Origin of the sequence: Billgrantia ethanolica (genome assembly GCF_021404305.1) — a bacterium.
GTDB classification, from domain to species: Bacteria; Pseudomonadota; Gammaproteobacteria; order Pseudomonadales; family Halomonadaceae; genus Halomonas; species Halomonas ethanolica.
Genome location: NZ_JABFTX010000001.1, coordinates 1,326,657 through 1,344,438 on the forward strand (window position 1 = coordinate 1,326,657; position 17,782 = coordinate 1,344,438).

Consider the following 17,782-nt stretch of genomic DNA (forward strand, 5'->3'; position numbering starts at 1 on the left):
CATGGTCGAGGTGACCTTCGATCAACTGCACGCCTGGCTGGTGCTCTTTCTCTGGCCCTTCGTGCGTATCCTGGCATTTTTCCAGGCTTCTCCGCTGTGGGGACACTCCAGCGTACCCAACCAGGCCAAGATCGGGTTGGCATTTCTCATCACGCTGGTGATCGCCCCGGTACTGCCACCCATGCCCGACGTGCCTCTCGTCTCCTGGGCCGGTTTCGGCATTTTGGTGGAGCAGATGCTGATCGGCATCGCCATCGGCCTGGTCATGCATGTGGTCTTTGCCGTGGTACAGGCAGCCGGCGAGTTCATCGGCCTGCAGATGGGCCTGGCCTTCGCCACCTTCTTCGATGCCGGCAGCGGTACCAACTCCATGATCCTGTCGCGCATCTTTTTCATGGTCGCCCTGCTGATGTTCCTTGCGCTGGGTGGCCATCTGATGGTGCTGGAAGCACTGGTCGCGAGCTTTTACGGCCTGCCCATCGGTATCGGCGCATTCAATCCTGCCGCGTTCGAGATGATGGTGCGCTACGGCGGCACCATCTTCGTCGCCGGTATGTCGCTGGCGCTGCCGCTGGTAGGCTCCCTTCTGATCATCAACCTGGCCATGGGCATTCTGAACCGCTCCGCCCCGCAGTTGACGGTATTCAACATCGGCTTCCCCACTTCACTGACCGTTGGCCTTATTCTGCTGATGGTACTGATGACCGACATGTCGCGTTTTCTGCAGCGCCTGTTCAGCAACGGCATTCAATTCATCTATTCGTTGATCGAGGCCTTGGCGCCGCTGACCTGAAACGAAAAAAAACCGCCCCGGCCAAGAAGCCGGAGCGGCAAAACGAGATCCCGTGGTTTGAATAATTTAATCACGGGATCTGCAGGGAAGCTTAGCCGTAGTGACCCACGGCTCGATGGATTGGCGTCCCTGCCTGAGTTCCTACAGGAAATTGAACAGCGACATGCTCTTCACATCGACGAAGGCCTTCTGAGCCGCCTGCAGCCCAACCTGGCGCAGGCTGTATTCGGCGATGGCCTTGGAATAATCCAGATCGACCAGATCGGAGAGCGTCTTCTCGTAGTTCATCATACGGTTGCCACCGACGGCATCGACCACGTCCAGTTCGTTGAGGCGCGCACCCATGGAGGCACGTACCGTCAGCACGTTGTCGAGGCTGTTATCGAGCTCGCGCATGGCGGTGCGAAGCGTATTGCGCAGCTCGGCTTTCTCCGTTGGCGTGGCGGCGGGATTCTCGAGTACGCCGAGCGCCTTTTCCATGGTCTTGAAAAGGTCGTGGTTCATCTCGTTCGCAGTGGCAACGCGGACCCCATCGCCATCTTCAGGCGTTCCTTGCAAGGAAAGCCGTAACCCTCCAACGCTGATGGTCTGTCCGGCCGGATCGTAAGCCTCATCGTTCAGCGGCGGTACCGTTTCGACCCAATCGCCGTTATCGTCCTGCATCCTGACGGTAAACGTAATGTCGACTCCATCATTGGCGAAATCGACACGAAACGCGCGGCCGTGATGTGGATCTGAATTATTGACGATCTGCGGGCCGGAGAAGGTGACATCACCTTCGTTTTGCGCTCCGATGCTGCCATCGGCGGTCAACCTGCCTGCCTCGGACAGGTAACCCGCACCGCTCGCCACGCTGTTGAAGATACGGATTCCGTTATCCGATACGGGCATTTCACGCGAGGCATCGATACGCTGAGCGCGGGCCTGGTTGTCACCCACGTAGGTGATTCCATTTTCGCCACGCACGAAGGGCGAACTCGAGTCCTGGTAACCGCCAAACAGGTAGCGGCCGTTGCCATCGGTAGCGTTGGCCTGACCGAGCAGTGTCTCGTAGATACCACGCAGTTCAGAGGCCACCGACTGACGGTCGGAGTCGCTCAGAGTGTCGCTTGAAGCCTGCACCAGCAGCGTCTTGGCACTGGTAATGGCATCGGCAACGCTGTTCAGCACGCTCTCCCCCTGAGCCAGGGAGTTGCGCGCCGACACGCGGGCATCTGCATATTGCTGAGTCACGGCCTTGGCCTGGGAGACCCCGACCGCCCGGGCTGCCGACTGGGGGTCGTCGGAGGGGTTGACGACCCGCCGGCCGCTGGCGATCTGCTGACCGACCTTGAGGAAGTCGCCTTGCTGACGGTTCATGGCCGACACGCTCTGATCGAACATGGTCACTGTGCTGATACGCATCGTATTGGGCTCCCTGAGGATCAGTTACGCAAACCAAGAATGGTATCGAACACCGTGGAGGCGGTATCGATAACCCGGGCGTTGGCCATGTAGAACTGCTGGAATCGGATCAGATTGGCCGCTTCTTCGTCCAGGTTGACGCCGGACTCGGACTGCTGAACTGCCTTGAGCTGGTCGGTCAAGCCCTGACGCGCATCGAGATTGACCTTGACGATATTGGTACGATTGCCCACATCGCTGACCATGCCCGCATATGCCTGGTTAAGCGATGCTCGCCCCCCCACCAGTGACTTGCTCTGCAGGTTCTGCAGGGCCAGGGCATTGCGGTTGTCGCCGGTGCCGGAAGCAGCGATGCTGAGATCCAGCGTGAACTCACCCTGAGCGGCACTGGGCAGCTTCACCTTGAAGCTCACCCCATCCACCGTCAGCGTCGCTCCGGCAGTCAGCGGGTCGCCACTGATCGTTCCATCAGCGTTCACGGTGCGCTCTTCGCCATCGACCAGAACGGTAGCAGGCATTTCCTGGCCTACTGCCGAGCCGAAGGTCAACGCCCCAGCGCTATCCAGCGTGATCGCGTATCTTTCACCGGCCTCGAGCCCGCCGAGCGCTCCCGATTCGGCACGCACCTGGCCGGCGATCATGTCACTGGTGGCGGAAACGAAACTGCCGGCGGCGATCTTGTCCAGATCGGCAATCTCCGCTTCGAGATTCGCTGCTACGCGGCGCACCGGCTGCACTTCATAGCGGTCGCCAGAATCCGGCGGGCCGCTGAAGGTCAGCGTAATACCACCGAAGCTGAGAACGTTGTCTTCCCAGCTGATTTCATCGGCAGGCACCGCCTGGCCATTGTCCTTGCGAATCACCTGAGGCGGATCACCCGGCTCGCCAAAGCGCACCGTATAATCAGTAGCCCTCAGCTTGTCGATATTGGTCGCATCGAAGCTGGCCGCCGTCACTTCCGCATCGCTGGTGTTGCGCGGAAAGGAGTAAGCTCGGGGCTGTCCGATGCTGAAGAAGTCACCGCCCTGGTTGCCGTCGAGGTCCTGGCCCAAGCGATGCTGCTCGTTGAAACCTACCGTCAGCGATACGGCGAGCTGGCCGATCTGGTTCTGTGTCTTGTCCAGAGTCTCGGCGCGGAAGGTCATCAGACCGCCTAACGTGCCTCCCTTGATGGTGCTCTCGGACAACGCCACCAAGCTGCCACCGGAGTCACGGTAGCCAAGCACGGTACGCTGCGGGTCGTTGGGTGCATCCATCGCCTCGAGGCGGTAGTGATTGGTACCCGACACCAGCGGCTGCCCGTTCGGCAGGCTGACGTTGTAGCTCTTGCCGTCCTGGATCTCCAGGCGAATGTCCATGCGCTCGCTGAGTTCGGCAACTAGCTGATCGCGCTGATTGAGCAGACTGTTAGGAGCCTCACCGCTGCGTGCCCGAGCCAGGGCAATCTCACGATTCAGCGTTGCCAGCTGTTCGGTCATGTTGTTGATCTGGGTGACTTCATCCTTGATCTGACCATTGACGCCTTCCTGCATGTCCTGCAGGTAGCTGTCGAAGGCACGGAACTGGGCGGACAAGGTATTGGCCGTGCCCAGCAGTCCTTGGCGGGCCGACGGATCGGAAGGCGCGCCGGCGAGATCCTCGAGAGACGAGAAGAAGTTCTGCAGCAGCGGCGCCAGGCCCGCATCGCGATCGGCCAACAGGTTGTCGATCTGGCTGATCTGGCTCTCATAGGTCTTCAGCGCACTGGAAGCACTGATCGAAGAATTGAGCTGGTTGGCCACGAACTGATTGAACTGGCGCTGGATGGCATTGACCTGCACACCGGCATCGGCACGACTCTGGCCAAGAATCGTCAGTTCACGATTGTAGCCGGGCGTGTAGACGTTGCTGATGTTGTTGCTGGTGGTATTCAGCGCGTTCTGGGCGGCATTCAGTCCGCTCAGGCCGATGGAAAAAATGGTGCTCATGGTGTCGTTTCCTTTCGCCAATGCCCTTTATATCGGCCTGAAGCTGGACAACTTTAGGGGTTCAGTAGCTGAAAAAGACCAGCGAATCCCGCTGCTGCACCGGCCCCATGCTGCTCATCACCGCGATCAGCTTGTCGGCATAGGCCGGGTCGGTGGCATAGCCGCCCGCCTGCAGCGCACGAGCGGCCTGTTCGGCACTACCCGCCGTGGTTACCGCTGCATAGCGCGGGTTGTTGCCGATCAACCGTGCGTAATCGGTGAAGGCTTCCTCGAACGAGTTGTAGACGCGGAAGGTGTCCACGACCCGGGTACGCTGACCGTTGATGTACTCATGGGTCACGATGTCGGTAGTACGACCCTGCCAGCTGCTCCCCGCCTTGATGCCGAACAGGTTGTAGCTGTTGCGTCCATCGGCCGTGGCGATCTCGTGGCGTCCCCAGCCGGTTTCCAGCGCCGCCTGGGCCAGAATCAGCTCGGCCGGCACCCCAGTCTTGCGGCTGGCGGCCTGGGCGGGAGCGGACAGCCGCTCCATGAAACGCTGCACATGCTCCTGCCCCTGACCTGTCGAGGCGGAACGGGCGCTCGCTCTCGCCGTAGACTGGTTAGCCGCAGACTGGTTACCTGCCGGCTGTGCAGGTGCCTGGGCGGAAGCCGGCAGCTTGGCATCCAGCGCCGCCATGAAGCCGCCGCGTACGGTCTCCAGCTCTTCGAGGAAGTTCACCGGCATCGGGACCGGGTCCGCTTCATGCTGCGAACTCGTGGCGGCCCGTTCGCTCAGGCGCTCTTCGCTCTCTGCCGTAGGCTGCAGCGCATCCTGAAGGACGCGAGGCGTGCCGCGCGGTATACCGGCAATCAGTTCACTCAGTTCACGATCCGCCACGCCGGAGCGGGGGGACGCGATGCCCAGTTGGCTTTCCAGCTGTGCCACGAGATGATCGGCCAGACCTATGCCGCGGCCGGCCATGGTCTGGGCCCACTGCTGATCCATCATCGACTGGTAGAACTCGGTCTGCTGACTGTCGAGCAGCCCACCCGACGGGATGGTGTCACGCATGCTCTTGAGCATCATCTGCAGAAACAGCGCCTCGAACTGCTGTGCGGCACCGCGTAAACCCGCCGCTTCGTCATTTCTCGCGGTGTGCTTGAGCCGTTCGAGCCCCTGCACGTCGAGGGCGAACTGGCCGCCCATGTCCTGGATGCTCATCAGATGATCTCCAGGTCGGCACGCAGCGAGCCTGACGCCTTGAGCGCTTCGAGAATCGCCATGAGGTCGCTGGGCGTGGCCCCGAGGGCATTGAGAGCATTGACCACATCGACCAGATCGGCCCCTTCTACGACGCGCAGATAGGCGTCCTGTTCCTGCAGCTCGATCTCGGTGTCGGGTACGACCACGGTCTCACCTTGACCGAACGGTGCCGGCTGACTGACCAGGAAGCGGGTATCGATGACGATCGACAGGTTGCCATGGGCCACGGCGGCACGCCGCAGGGTCACGGCACTGTTCATCACCACCGAGCCGGTACGGGCGTTGAAGATCACCTTGGCCGGCGCCTCCATCGGCGTGACGCGGATGTTCTCCACCTGAGCCATGAAGTTGACCCGGGAGTTGGGGTTGGTGGGGCCATCCAGGGCAATGACTCGCCCATCACGCGCCGCCGCCACCGGGCGACCGAACTCGTTGTTGATGGCGTTGACCACACGCTGCGCGGTGCCGAAATCCGCCTGCTTGAGTTCGAGCTCGAGCAGACCGGCGTTGGCGCCGAGGTCCAGCGGCACTTCACGCTCGACCATGGCCCCACCGGGGATACGCCCGCCGGCTAGCTGATTGACCTGTACCTGAGCGCCACCCGCCTGGGCTCCGGCGCCACCCACCAGCAGGTTGCCTTGTGCGATCGCGTAGGTATCGCCGTCGGCACCCTTGAGTGGCGTCATCAGCAGCGTCCCGCCACGCAGGCTGCGGGCGTTGCCGATCGAAGACACGTTGATGTCGAGCCGCTGCCCCGGACGCGAGAACGGCGGTAGGTCGGCGGTTACCATTACCGCGGCCACGTTACGCAGCTGCATGTTGGTGCCCGGCGGCACGGTGATGCCTAGCTGCGACAGCATGTTGGTGAGGCTCTGCCCGGTGAAGGGCGCCTGCATGGTCTGGTCGCCGGTGCCGTCGAGCCCAACCACCAGGCCATAGCCGACCAGCACGTTGTCGCGCACGCCGGCGAAGTTGGCGATTTCTCGGATACGTTCTGCCTGAGCCGGCAGCGCCAGCAGACAAAGCCATGTCAGCAGCAGGAGCTTCTTTGCCACCGAAGCGAAACGGTTTGGCTTGGTCATCATGAAGTCGGTCATGGTCGCCTCGCCCGATCAGAAAGGCGAAATATTGAGGAAGAAGCGCTGCAGCCAACCCATATGTTGCGCTTCGCTGATATAGCCGTTGCCCACGTACTCGATTCGCGCGTCGGCCACGGACGTGGAAGGCACGGTGTTCTGGCCGGTGATAGTGCGCGGATTGACCACGCCGGAGAAACGGATGAACTCCACGCCCTGATTGATGGCGATCTGCTTCTCGCCGCGCACTCGCAGATTGCCGTTGTGCATCACCTCGAGCACCGACACGGTAATCGTACCGGTCATGCTGTTGCTGGCCTGGGAGCCACCGCCCCCAGCGAAGTCGCTGCTGCCTGACATGTTGCCCGAGAGGTCGATGCCTTGCTCGGCCAGTCGCTCCAGCACATCGGGCAGCGCTGAGATATCGAGCCCCGCCGAACCGTTGCGATTCATGTTGGACTGCGAGTTCTTGCTGGCGCTGACCTGCTCGTCCAGCACGATGGTCAGAATGTCACCGACCATGCGCGGACGCCGGTCCTCGAACAGCGGCTGGGAGCCACGGTGAGCCTGGTAGATGGAGCCGTTGGCTGCCCGCGGTGGCGGCTCGGAAATAAAAATCTGTTCCTGCTCGCCGACTACCGAGGCGCGCGGCACCTGAGCGCAGCCACCCATTGCCAGCACGGCCATGGCGACCATCGCCATGACCAGTCGCCCCGTCACACCAGAGTTGGTAACCGAATCTTTCATTCTCACTCGCTTCCGGCCGAACGCTGCGGACCAGGACGTTGCTTCGTTGTCACGATCAGAGCTGGCTCAGGCGCGCCAGCATTTCATCGCTGGTCTGCACCGCGCGGCTGTTGATCTCGTAGGCACGCTGGGTCTGGATCATGCTGACCATCTCCTCCACCACGTTGACGTTGGAGGTCTCGACATAACCCTGGAACAGCCGGCCGGCGCCGTTCATTCCCGGCATGGTCTCGTTACGCGGTCCTGAGGCGGTGGTTTCCTGATACAGGTTGCCGCCCATGCTCTCGAGGCCAGTGGCGTTGACGAAGGTGGAAATCGTGATCTGGCCCACTTCGAGGGCCTGGCTCACGCCCGGCTGAGTCACCGAAACCACGCCATCCTCGCCGATGGAGATTGACAGAGCGTTGTCGGGAATGATGATGGCAGGCTCCAGCGGATAACCGTTGGCCGTCACCATCTGGCCGTTCTCGTTGAGCTGGAAGCTGCCATCGCGGGTATAGGCGGTGGAACCATCCGGCATCAGCACCTGGAAGAAGCCGTTGCCGTTGATCGCCAGGTCGCGGGAGTTACCGGTCTGCTCGAGCCCACCTTGGGTATGCAGACGCTCGGTGGCCACCGGACGCACCCCGGTACCCACCTGCATGCCCGAAGGCAGACGGTTCTGCACATCGTTCTGCGCACCAGGCTGGCGCAGGTTCTGATACAGCAGATCTTCGAATACCGCCCGCGAACGCTTGAAGCCGTTGGTGCTGACGTTGGCCAGGTTGTTGGAGATGACGTCCAGCTTGACCTGCTGGGACTCCAGGCCGGTCTTGGCCGTCCACAGTGACTTGATCATGATTCTTTTTCCTCGACCCTACGGGCCTCGGCTCCGCTGGGAGCCGTCAGCCTTGGATGGAAAGCAAATTGTTGGCCCGCTGGGCGTTCTCATCGGCGGTGCTGATGACTTTCATCTGCATCTCGTAGCGCCGGGCCACGTCGATCATGGCGACCATGGCCTCGACCGCACTGACGTTGCTGCCTTCCAGCGCACCGCTGGCAAGGCGAGCTTCGTCGTCGGCTTCGAGTGCCGGCACGTCACCCTCGGCGTTGATTGGCATGCGAAACAGGCCATCGTCACCCCGCTGCAGCGCCTGCTCCGGCGTGACCAGCTTGAGCCTGCCCACGTCGACCAGGGCCTCGGGGCCTTCACCCTCACCGATGGCGCTCAAAGTGCCGTCGGCCCCGATGGTGACGCTCGAGCCCAGCGGCACGATGAGGGGGCCGCCCTCGCCGATCACCGGGCGTCCCACTATGGTGACCAGGCCGTCGCCATCCACCTGGAGATCGCCGCGGCGGGTGTAGGCCTCGGTGCCGTCGTTCGCCTGCACGGCAAGCCAGGAGTTGGCTCCCAGCGCCACGTCCAGCTCACGCCCGGTATGGGTAATCGGCCCCGGGCTGAAGTCGCTTCCCGGGGTAGTGGCGGCTACCGACACGCGGGTCGGCAGCGCGGCTTCGCCCTGCACCGGCACTGCACGCATGGCATGCAACTGGGCGCGAAAACCGCTGGTCGAGACGTTGGCCAGGTTGTGGCTGACCACCGCCTGCTGATCCATGGTCTGCTTGGCCCCGCTCATGGCGGTATAGAGAATGCGATCCACGACTCAGGCTCCCTTGGCGCTCGGCATCAGAGCGCTTAGCGCAGATTGATGGCGGTTTGCAGGAGCTCGTCCTGGGTCTTGATGGTCTGCGAGTTGGCCTGGTAGGCCCGCTGCGCCACGATCATGTTGACCAGTTCACGGGCCATGTCGACGTTGGAGGTCTCGACGGCACCGGAAACGATGCCTCCCAGCAGGCCGGTACCCGGCGCACCAACCAGCTCCTGACCCGACTCGTTGGAAGCACGCCACACGTTGTCGCCGGCGGGCGTCAACCCCTCCGGATTACGGAAGGTAGCCAGAGCGATCTGACCGGCGGGACGCGACTCCTCGTTGGAGTAGTTGCGCATGATTACACCATCTTCGTTGATGGTGATGCCTACCAGGGTGCCGGAGGTATAGCCGTTCTGGGTCAGGCTGCTCACGGTTGAGGTATTACCGAACTGGGTGGAGCCAGCGAGGTTGAGCTCGAAAGTAAGGTTCTCAGGCTCTCCATTAAAGAACTCGGCAGAGGTGAACTGAATGCCCGGAATCGCTCCATTGACGACACTACCAGCATTTTGCAGCTTACCGTTGGCATCGAAGGACAACGTGAATGTAGTAGCGGTATCAGGCGTCACCCCACCCAATGCTTGCCCATCCAACGTCATCTTGGCGGTCCACTCATTGGAGTCGACCTTCTCGTAATACACCGTGATATTACGCGGGTTGCCCAGCGAGTCGTAGACGGTGAAGTTGTTCGAGTAGTGATAGTCGATCGACACCGGGGCGCCATTCTCGTCACGCGCCTCGACGGTGCTCATGTCGTCGGAGCCCGGCACCTTGCGCGCATCCAGGTTGATGGTAGTACCGACACGGGTGGTGGCACTGGCCGCCAGCTCCTCAGCCGAAACGTTGAGCGGCACCGGCTGGCCGCCCACCTGCACCTGACCGGCTGCGTTCAGGCCATAGCCCATGATCTGGAAGCCCTGAGCGTTCACCAGGTTGCCGTTGGACTGCATGTTCAGCTGACCGTTACGCGAGTAGACCACCTCGCCGCTGGTATCCATGAAGCGGAAGAAGCCGTTACCGGCCACCGCCAGGTCCAGGTTGCGGTTGGTGGACTCGATGTTGCCTTCATTGAAGTTCTGCAGCACGGCGGAAACCCGCGTACCCAGACCCACTCTGGAATTGGCGAAGACGTCGGAGAACTGGACGCTGGAGCCCTTGAAGCCCACGGTCTGGGAGTTGGCGATGTTGTTGCCGATGGCTCCCAGTTTCTGCGACTGGGAGTTCAGGCCACTCAGTGCTTGTGAAAAACTCATGTTTCGTTCCTCTGCCTACCGGCTGAATGTGCCGCTATGCGCGGTTCTATTGTCTGAATCAAAGAATGTCTGAATCAAAGAATCTGCTTGATCTGATCGAGTCCGACCTGGCCATAAACGGCCCCCAGGTCGAGCCTCACACCACCGTTCTTGTCCGGCGGCGTCACCCCCCCGACCACGGCGTAGTTCAACGTGCTGGCATCGATCGCCTTGCCATCGCTGGTGGCTTCGATGCGCACACGATAGGAACCCGGCGCGGCGGCCTCGCCCTCACTGGTACGGCCGTCCCAGGTAAATGACTCCACCCCCGCCTTGACCGGCCCGATGTCGTAGCGGTTGATCACCTGGCCGCTGGCACTGGTGATCACCACGCGCACGTTGTCGGCCGACTGGGGCAGCTCGAGGCCGAACGGGGTGGTGTACAGCTCACCCTCCTCGCCATGTTCGAGCAGCAGACGGTCACCCGGCACCAGCACGCCCTGGCCGATCAGGGACGTGGCCTGCAGCATCTGGCCAGCGTTCATCTGCTCGGTGATACCTTTCAGCGTCTTGTTCAGATCCTCGATGCCGCTGACCGTGTTGATCTGGGCCAGCTGCGTGGTCATCTCATGGTTGTCCATGGGATTGAGCGGGTCCTGATGTTGCATCTGGGCGATCAGTAGCGTCATGAAGTTGTTGCGCAACTCGGCCGACTGGCTAGCATCGCGAGAGGCAGGGCCGCCCTGATTCAGGCGCGAGACGACGTTGGTATCGATGGTGTTCGACATGGCGATCAGCCCTCACCCAGCGTGAGCGTCTTGAGCATCATCTGCTTGCTCGTGTTCATGACCTCGACGTTGGCCTGGTAGGAGCGCGAGGCGGAGATCATATTGACCATCTCGTGCACCGGCTCCACGTTGGGCATGGCCACATAGCCCTCTTCGTTGGCCAGCGGGTGCTCGGGACGGTACTCCATGCGCAACGGCGAGGGATCCTCGACCACTTCGCGCACGCCGACGCCACCGATGCCATGCCCGCCCTGCAGGCGTGACTCGAACAGCACCTGCTTGGCACGGTAGGCCTGGCCATCGGGGCCGGCCACGCTGTCGGCATTGGCCAGGTTGCTGGCGGTAACGTTCATGCGCTGGGACTGGGCGCTCATGGCCGAGCCGGCGATATCGAACACGGAAAACATCGACATGGTAAGATCTCTCTTCCTTTGTTCCGGCCTGTTATTCCGGCTGCATGGCGTTCTTCAGCCCCTGGATCCGGCTGTTCATGATGGTCAGTGCCGCCTGGTAGCGCACCGCGTTGTCGGCGAACTGGGTACGCTCGCGATCCATGTCCACGGTATTGCCGTCCAGGCTGGGCTGATCGGGAATGCGATAGAGCAGCTCCTGCCGGGACGCCGACATGCCCTGACCCGCCAGATGGCGCTCGGAGGTACGCGCCAGCGAGAGGCCGCCGCTGGACGTACGCCCCTGCTCGACCGCCTTCTTGAGCTCGCTGGCAAAGTCGAAGTCGCGCGCCTTGTAGTTGGGCGTATCGGCGTTGGCGATGTTGCTCGCCAGCACCTTGTGGCGCTGCTGGCGCAGCCCCAGCGCCTGCTGGTGGTAATTAAAGGCGGCTTCGAGCTGGTCGATCATGCCGGCACTCCCCCGTGCGAAACCTTGATTGAAGACAGGTTGAAGACATACGGAACTTCTTGAGGTTGAAGAGTAACGACGCTCTTGTCACATCAATGGCAGAAACAGGCCTCTTTTCATCGCTCATTTCCGCTGTTTCAGCCCAGCGCCGCCCGCTAGAATCCTGCCAATACCCATGCTGGATGGCTCCGTCCCATGCGCCTTACCCGCTTTGCCCTGCTGCTACCGACACTGCTGGCCGGCCTGCTGTCGCTGCCGGCCGCCTCGGCCGACGACGGCGAGCTGCTGCAAGCCGTGCATGGCTTTCTTCATGAGCAGACCAGCGCGCTGGGCGACGAACTCATCATCGAGCTGCGCCCTCCTTCCGCGCGGCTACCCACCTGCGAATCGCCGGCGCCCTTCCTGACACGCCCCGGCGAAGTGCCGCTGGGTCGTATCTCCGTCGGCGTACGCTGCGGCGACGACGGCCGTCAGGTGCGCTACCTGCAGGCCGAAATCGGCGTGATCGGCGAGTACCCCGTGCTCGACACTCCCCTCTCTGCCGGCGAGACGGTGCGGCGTGAGCATCTGGTCATGCAGTCGGGCAATCTCGCCGAACTCCCCAATCGTGTCCTGCTCGAGGTCGACCGCATCGTCGGACAAGTGGCTACACGGCCGCTCAGCCCAGGGCAGCCGCTGCTGGAGCATCAGTTCCGCAACCTGCCGTTGGTGGAAAGAAATCAGCGGGTGGTCGTAGAAGCCAGGGGAAAAGGGTTTCGCATTGCCCGCGAGGGGCAGGCGTTGGAGCCCGGCGCGCTCGGCGATCGCATTCGGGTTCGTTTCGACAACCGCGAAGTCATGACCGCCGAGGTGGTCGGAGAAGGCGCCCTTGTCGTAGACTTCTGACACGGGTCGTCGCACCTCGATATACCCCTGAACGGGAATGGGTAGCTTCGCCCGGGAAACTCGTGCCGCAAAATCAGGCCTAAAGTTATCCCTCGCCCTGCCGATAGCAGGTAAAAGCATTCGGTCATGAGGCCATTAACGTGAAGATCAACAGCCAAAACCCCCTGACTCGCCCGACCCAGACGCAACCGCGCGAGGAGGCTCAACCGGTCAAGGGCGCTACCCCCTCGGGGCAGCAGGAGCCCGGGCCTTCGGCCGCTACGCATCTGAGCCAGAAGGCTACCGATGCCTCCCGCGATATCGACAAGGCGCGAGTCGAGGAGATTCGTGAAGCCATCCGCGAGGGTCGCCTGGAAATCCGCGCTGAGCGCATTGCCGATTCCCTTATCGAATCGCTGTCCGCCGAGAGCCGCAAGGCATGAGCCTGGCAAAGCTTCTCAAGGAACAGCAGCAGCGTCTGAGTGAGTTCACCGAACTGCTCATGCGCGAACGAGCGCTGCTGGCCAGCGCTGACATCGAAAGCGAGACCCTCACCGAGGTTGCCCAGCGCAAGCAGGGGCTGCTGGCCCGCCTGGAAGCGAGCGAAAAGCTGCGCCAAGGCGTTCAGCAGCGCCTGGGCTATGCCGATGGTGCCGCGGGAGCCCATCAGGCCGCGCTGGATGCAGGCTGCGAAGAGGCTTGGATGCAGACCCTGGAAATGACTCGCGAAGCTCAGCGCCTCAATACGCTGAACGGCGAGCTCGTTGCCTTGCGCATGGAGCAGAACACACGCCTGCTCGACTTCATTCACCAGGCGGCAGAGAAGACTGTGTACCGCGCCAGCGGTCGTGTCGCGGCGCAGACAGGACGCATCAACGCTTCGGTCTGATGCCAGTGCCGGCAACCGCTACGCAGCTTCCGCTAAGCCACTAACACTGTGCGCTGCTACCACTTCGCAGCTACCAGCAGGCAGTTTCACACACCCGCTATCGCACTTTCCTGACGGCCTCTCCTGGCGCACCCTCCTGTCGAACTGCCCTTTTGCACGCGCCTTTGCCCACTTTCGCATGTCGCCGCCCATCTCACCACAAACTGTCGATCAGGTCGTCGTCCGACGCGGTGACCACCACGGCGTTGCGACCGTCGGCCTTGGCCTGGTAGCTGGCCTGATCGGCTCGCGCGAACACGGATTCGATAGCGTCATCGCCCTCCCGCAGTGACGTGACGCCCATGCTCAGCGTGATACTGTAGGTCTTGCCGGCATTGCTGACGGTGACCTCGGAAACGGCACGCCGCAGAGATTCGGCAATTTCTTCCGCCTGCTTGAGCGTGCAGCTGGGTAGCAGCACGGCAAACTCATCCCCACCCTGGCGGGCGACATGGTCGCTGCGCCGCACCTCCCACGCCACCACCTGAGCGACGCGCCGCAGCATCTCGTCACCCAGGGCGTGGCCGCCTTCGTCATTGATCGGCTTGAAGTGGTCGAGGTCGAACAGAATCAGCACGGATGGCGTGCCGGTCTTGGAGTATTCGGCCAGCGCCTCCTCCAGGCGCCGCTCGAACCCGCGGCGATTGAGCAGCCCCGTCAGCGGATCGTGCTCGGCCTCCCAGCGCTGCAAAGCCTCCTGCTGCCGCCGTTCGGTAATGTCCTTGACCATGCCGACGAAGCCCAGCGGTTGGTCGTTGCCCAGCACCTGGCTGGCGTGCACCTCGACCCACAGCGTCACACCGTCGGGATGCAGGAAGCGAAGCTGGCGTACGAAGTCGCTGCCGGTGGCCAAGGTGTAACGCCACATGTCCTCGGTGCCACGCCGGTCGTCGGGGTGGATTCGCTCCCACCAGTCGCGGGCCTCATGCGTCTGTTCGAGACCGAGCAGCTCGAGCAGTGCCGGGTTCAGATAATTGATTCGCCCGCTCAGATCCGCCACGAACATGCCGATGGGCGTCGAGCCGAGCACGGCATCGAGAAAAGCTTGCCGATCGCGAAGATGCTCCAAGGCGGCAAGTCGCTCATGCTCGAGTCGGTTGAAGCTGCCGGCTACCTGTCGCAACTCGTGCATGCTGGTAGAGAGCTCGAGATAGCGCCGCTCTCCCGCACCGACCTGCGCAATCTGCCGTTCCAGTCGATGCAGCGGTAGCAGCAGCCTCCTGACCAACCAGCGCATGGTGATGAGCAGCAAGATGGCCAGCGCCAGCCAGGCCCACCACAAGCGTGCCAGAAAGTCGCCCAACGGGGCCTGTACCTGTGTCTGAGGAATGGCCACCTTGACGATCCAGTTTGCCGGCCAGATCTGACGATAAGCCATCAGGGTCGGAATCCCCTCTTCGCTCGATGCAATGGCTTCTCCCTGCCAGCCGTCCAGCGCCTGTTGCAGGGTGTCAGTTTCGGCGGCACTCCCCAACGACCGACCGAGAGAAGAAACCCGGGCGCGGCGAGGTTGAAAGAGCAGCTCACCAGTGGCCGTGAAGACAGACACATAGCCGGCATCCCCTAGCCTGATCTCCTCCAGACGGCGGAACATGCCACCATGGGTGAGGTTGATCATCCCCCCCACCGTGCCATTGAAGATACCCTGATCGTCGAAACGAGGAACCAGCATCAGTACCAGCGAGTCGCCGCTGGCCCTGCCGATGAAAGGTTGGCTCACATAGGGCCAGGGCGAATGACGCAGCATGCGGAAATACTCCGTCGCTGTGGTTTCCAGCCCTGCACGCCCCGGCACGATGGGCCAATCGGCCACGACACGACCCTCGGCATCGGTAACCATGAGCCCTTCGAACCATTCCAGTAATACCTGGGCATTCTCCAGCCGAGCAGTTATCTCGCTTGCCGGCACATTACGCACCCCCTGCTCCAGTCGCTCCAACGCGCGCAGCCTGCGCTCGACCTGCTCGGAGAGATCGCCGGCGATCAGCTGGGACTCATAACGCAGATGCGCCAGATTGGCATCGTCGACGAGCCCCTTGCCGAACTGCCAGGCCAGCAGCAGTACCAGCCCGACGATGACCAGCCAGGTCATTGCCAGGCCCGCCAGCAGGCGTCCCTGTAGCGAGCAGATCGAGCGAGCCAGGACCCCGATACGCGCCGGTAAGTGCAAGAAGATATCCTCTGTCAAGGTGGTTGGCGCCCGCCGAGCAAGTCAGACAGGACATGCCGCCTCCCCTGGCAGCCCCGCGCATCGGGAAACAGATTTCCATTGCTCTGTTATCGGCACATCCAAAGCGAACTTGAGCATCTTGGGAAGATCGAACATGTTACCCAAAGATTGAATTGCCTTCTCAACGGAAGGCCTAACGCCCTCAAGTTCAGCCAACTTTGGCCGATAGAATACGCAGGCAGGAATACATCGGTGACAGCATATAAATGAACCATCACGGCAACCGCCCACCGGGCAAGCAGGCCACGCTCCTAGCCCAGCACCCCGCCCGGCTGGTGAAAGATGCCTTCGAGCAGAGCCAGACCGGCATGGTCATCACCGATGCCGAGGGGCGCATCATGATGGTCAACGACGCTTTCTGCCGTATTGCCGGCAGCGACAGGGCGGAGACGACCGGCTGGCCGATCGAGGACTTTTTCGTTTCGCTGCACCCATTCTCAGGTCTCCCCGGCTCGGGAGACGACACCCACAACACGGCTCTCTCCTGGCAGCAGGAGGTACTGTGCCGCCAGAGCGACGGCGAGTCGGTGCCGGTTCTGATGCTGGTCGACACTCTGCAAGACGACCAACATGTCCCACGCGGCCGACTCTACTCCTTCGTGCGCTTCACCACTCCGGGTGGAGAGCTGCTGGACGAGCGACACTGGGTACACATCGACCCGATGACCGGACTGCCCAACTGGTTGCTGCTTCGGGATCGCCTCGATCACGCTCTGGCCCAAGCCGAGCGTGCCGACACCACGCTCGCCTTGCTGTTCATCGATATCGACCGCTTCAAGGCGGTCAATGATGCAGTGGGCCATATCGAGGGGGACCGCATACTCGGCGATATCGCCAGACGGCTGCAGCAGGTGGTGCGCAGCAAGGATACGCTCGCCCGGCTCGGCAGCGACCAATTCGTGGTACTGCTGGAGAAGGACGGCACCGCCGAGGCAGCCCAGGTCGTGGCTGAGCGGCTGCAGGAAGCCCTGGAGCCGCCTTTCAACAGCGGGGATCGATACCTGCTGCTGACTTCCTCTATCGGCGTAGCGCTCTACCCCGGCGATGCCGAGGATCTCGAGACACTGGTCCACGCTGCCCGTGGCGCCGTTTTCACGGCACGCAAGAAGGGCCCAGGACGGCTGGCTTTCGTCGATCACCGTCTGACTTCGCGACTGAAAGAGAAGTACCGGCTCGAGAGCCAGTTGAGCGAAGCCATCCACCTGCCGGACCGGCACTTCGCGCTGCACTACCAGCCCGAGTTCGATCGCAACTCGCTGCGCTGCACCGGTATGGAAGGCACGCTGCGCTGGAAGCACCCCGAACGCTGGCAGCAGCCACCAAGCCATTACCTCGACGCGATCGCACGGCTGGGGCTCGGCGTACGCCTCAACCGCTGGATGATTCGGGCAATCATTGCCGACCATCGCCAGTGGAGCGACGACGCTTCGCCGCTGGCCCAACTGCCGATCTCACTTTACCTGTGCGAGGCACACCTGGCACAGGACACTTTCGACAGTCGTCCCCTGGACCACTTTCTGAGACATCTGGACACGCCGTCATTCGAGTGGCTGACTCTCAAGGTGCCCGCTCAGGGCCTAGGCAGCGATCTGGACAGAGCCACTCACATGCTCAAGCGGCTCGAGCAGCTCGGCATTCGCCTTGCCGTCGAGGAGCTCGGCAGCACTCCGGTGGATCTTGCCTGGCTGTCGCGTCTGCCTTTCCACAAAGCGACCGTCGACGCACAGCTGACACGTGCACATCGCGATGGAAGACGCTTGGTTGAGGCATCGTGCCGCATGCTCAACTCCCTGGGCATCGAGCCCGTGATCGTTGGTATAGATGACGAAAAGGTGGCAGCCGACATGGAAGCTACCTCCGCTCGTCTGGTCCAGGGTGATCTGTACTGCCCAGCCTTGAGCGCCAAGGCACTAACCGCATGGCTCGACGAACACCAGCCCCCCGAGGAGTGAAACGCCACT

17 protein-coding genes are annotated in these 17,782 nt (G+C 62.2%); 5 read left to right on the top strand and 12 right to left on the bottom strand.

The genetic code is table 11. The features are described 5' to 3' along the window. Position 1: 1 nt before the first annotated feature. Positions 2 to 793 (top strand): flagellar biosynthetic protein FliR, encoded by a 792-nt coding sequence (gene fliR, locus HOP53_RS05930; protein ID WP_234269158.1) that lies wholly within the window; start codon positions 2 to 4, stop codon positions 791 to 793. Between the two features lie 141 nt (positions 794 to 934). Here fliR and flgL read toward each other — a convergent pair whose 3' ends face one another. The 11 genes from flgL to flgB form a co-directional block, all read right to left on the bottom strand. Further along, a complete protein-coding gene (flgL, locus tag HOP53_RS05935) occupies positions 935 to 2,197 on the bottom strand; it encodes a flagellar hook-associated protein FlgL (RefSeq protein WP_234269159.1) in 1,263 nt (420 codons plus the stop codon). A 20-nt stretch (positions 2,198 to 2,217) separates the two neighbouring features. Beyond that, positions 2,218 to 4,164 (bottom strand): flagellar hook-associated protein FlgK, encoded by a 1,947-nt coding sequence (gene flgK, locus HOP53_RS05940; RefSeq protein ID WP_234269160.1) that lies wholly within the window; start codon positions 4,162 to 4,164, stop codon positions 2,218 to 2,220. A gap of 61 nt (positions 4,165 to 4,225) precedes the next feature. After that, positions 4,226 to 5,368, bottom strand: a complete 1,143-nt coding sequence (flgJ, locus tag HOP53_RS05945; protein WP_234269161.1) for a flagellar assembly peptidoglycan hydrolase FlgJ — start codon at positions 5,366 to 5,368, stop codon at positions 4,226 to 4,228. Further along, a complete protein-coding gene (locus tag HOP53_RS05950) occupies positions 5,368 to 6,492 on the bottom strand; it encodes a flagellar basal body P-ring protein FlgI (RefSeq protein ID WP_234254825.1) in 1,125 nt (374 codons plus the stop codon). The genes flgJ and HOP53_RS05950 overlap by 1 nt, the downstream gene beginning before the upstream one ends. A 30-nt stretch (positions 6,493 to 6,522) precedes the next feature. Further along, complete coding sequence (locus tag HOP53_RS05955) at positions 6,523 to 7,188, bottom strand: flagellar basal body L-ring protein FlgH (protein WP_422677603.1); 666 nt, start codon at positions 7,186 to 7,188, stop codon at positions 6,523 to 6,525. A 100-nt stretch (positions 7,189 to 7,288) separates the two neighbouring features. After that, positions 7,289 to 8,071, bottom strand: a complete 783-nt coding sequence (flgG, locus tag HOP53_RS05960) for a flagellar basal-body rod protein FlgG (RefSeq protein WP_234269163.1) — start codon at positions 8,069 to 8,071, stop codon at positions 7,289 to 7,291. Positions 8,072 to 8,117: 46 nt separating this feature from the next. Then, on the bottom strand, positions 8,118 to 8,873 hold the full coding sequence (locus tag HOP53_RS05965; protein WP_234269164.1) for a flagellar basal body rod protein FlgF: 756 nt from the start codon (positions 8,871 to 8,873) through the stop codon (positions 8,118 to 8,120). A gap of 35 nt (positions 8,874 to 8,908) precedes the next feature. Then, complete coding sequence (flgE, locus tag HOP53_RS05970; protein WP_234269165.1) at positions 8,909 to 10,174, bottom strand: flagellar hook protein FlgE; 1,266 nt, start codon at positions 10,172 to 10,174, stop codon at positions 8,909 to 8,911. Positions 10,175 to 10,248: 74 nt separating this feature from the next. Next, the gene (gene flgD / locus HOP53_RS05975; RefSeq protein WP_234269166.1) at positions 10,249 to 10,941 is read right to left on the bottom strand and encodes a flagellar hook assembly protein FlgD; all 693 of its coding nucleotides are present in this window, start codon (positions 10,939 to 10,941) and stop codon (positions 10,249 to 10,251) included. Positions 10,942 to 10,946: 5 nt separating this feature from the next. Then, positions 10,947 to 11,354 (bottom strand): flagellar basal body rod protein FlgC, encoded by a 408-nt coding sequence (gene flgC / locus HOP53_RS05980; protein ID WP_234269167.1) that lies wholly within the window; start codon positions 11,352 to 11,354, stop codon positions 10,947 to 10,949. Positions 11,355 to 11,385: 31 nt separating this feature from the next. After that, the gene (gene flgB / locus HOP53_RS05985) at positions 11,386 to 11,799 is read right to left on the bottom strand and encodes a flagellar basal body rod protein FlgB (RefSeq protein ID WP_234269168.1); all 414 of its coding nucleotides are present in this window, start codon (positions 11,797 to 11,799) and stop codon (positions 11,386 to 11,388) included. Positions 11,800 to 11,994: 195 nt separating this feature from the next. Here flgB and flgA point away from each other — a divergent pair, with 195 nt between their 5' ends. From flgA to HOP53_RS06000, 3 genes are all read left to right on the top strand, one after another. After that, complete coding sequence (gene flgA / locus HOP53_RS05990) at positions 11,995 to 12,684, top strand: flagellar basal body P-ring formation chaperone FlgA (RefSeq protein WP_234269169.1); 690 nt, start codon at positions 11,995 to 11,997, stop codon at positions 12,682 to 12,684. Positions 12,685 to 12,824: 140 nt separating this feature from the next. Then, positions 12,825 to 13,106, top strand: a complete 282-nt coding sequence (flgM, locus tag HOP53_RS05995) for a flagellar biosynthesis anti-sigma factor FlgM (RefSeq protein WP_086508815.1) — start codon at positions 12,825 to 12,827, stop codon at positions 13,104 to 13,106. After that, complete coding sequence (locus tag HOP53_RS06000; protein ID WP_234269170.1) at positions 13,103 to 13,552, top strand: flagella synthesis protein FlgN; 450 nt, start codon at positions 13,103 to 13,105, stop codon at positions 13,550 to 13,552. The genes flgM and HOP53_RS06000 overlap by 4 nt, the downstream gene beginning before the upstream one ends. A gap of 193 nt (positions 13,553 to 13,745) precedes the next feature. On the opposite strand, the gene HOP53_RS06005 is transcribed toward HOP53_RS06000, so the two are convergent. Next, a complete protein-coding gene (locus tag HOP53_RS06005; RefSeq protein WP_234269171.1) occupies positions 13,746 to 15,761 on the bottom strand; it encodes a sensor domain-containing diguanylate cyclase in 2,016 nt (671 codons plus the stop codon). 266 nt (positions 15,762 to 16,027) lie between these two features. Here HOP53_RS06005 and HOP53_RS06010 point away from each other — a divergent pair, with 266 nt between their 5' ends. Next, on the top strand, positions 16,028 to 17,773 hold the full coding sequence (locus HOP53_RS06010) for a GGDEF and EAL domain-containing protein (RefSeq protein ID WP_234269172.1): 1,746 nt from the start codon (positions 16,028 to 16,030) through the stop codon (positions 17,771 to 17,773). The last annotated feature ends 9 nt before the right edge of the window (positions 17,774 to 17,782 follow it).

Coding starts and splice junctions, on each gene's coding strand:
- flgD (WP_234269166.1), bottom strand. CDS start 10,941: ATGTCGAACACCATCGATACCAACGTCGTCTCGCGCCTGAATCAGGGC.
- flgE (WP_234269165.1), bottom strand. CDS start 10,174: ATGAGTTTTTCACAAGCACTGAGTGGCCTGAACTCCCAGTCGCAGAAA.
- flgJ (WP_234269161.1), bottom strand. CDS start 5,368: ATGAGCATCCAGGACATGGGCGGCCAGTTCGCCCTCGACGTGCAGGGG.
- flgC (WP_234269167.1), bottom strand. CDS start 11,354: ATGTCGATGTTTTCCGTGTTCGATATCGCCGGCTCGGCCATGAGCGCC.
- flgB (WP_234269168.1), bottom strand. CDS start 11,799: ATGATCGACCAGCTCGAAGCCGCCTTTAATTACCACCAGCAGGCGCTG.
- flgA (WP_234269169.1), top strand. CDS start 11,995: ATGCGCCTTACCCGCTTTGCCCTGCTGCTACCGACACTGCTGGCCGGC.
- HOP53_RS05955 (WP_422677603.1), bottom strand. CDS start 7,188: ATGGCGATGGTCGCCATGGCCGTGCTGGCAATGGGTGGCTGCGCTCAG.
- HOP53_RS06010 (WP_234269172.1), top strand. CDS start 16,028: ATGAACCATCACGGCAACCGCCCACCGGGCAAGCAGGCCACGCTCCTA.
- flgL (WP_234269159.1), bottom strand. CDS start 2,197: ATGCGTATCAGCACAGTGACCATGTTCGATCAGAGCGTGTCGGCCATG.
- flgG (WP_234269163.1), bottom strand. CDS start 8,071: ATGATCAAGTCACTGTGGACGGCCAAGACCGGCCTGGAGTCCCAGCAG.
- fliR (WP_234269158.1), top strand. CDS start 2: ATGGTCGAGGTGACCTTCGATCAACTGCACGCCTGGCTGGTGCTCTTT.
- HOP53_RS06000 (WP_234269170.1), top strand. CDS start 13,103: ATGAGCCTGGCAAAGCTTCTCAAGGAACAGCAGCAGCGTCTGAGTGAG.
- flgK (WP_234269160.1), bottom strand. CDS start 4,164: ATGAGCACCATTTTTTCCATCGGCCTGAGCGGACTGAATGCCGCCCAG.
- HOP53_RS05950 (WP_234254825.1), bottom strand. CDS start 6,492: ATGACCAAGCCAAACCGTTTCGCTTCGGTGGCAAAGAAGCTCCTGCTG.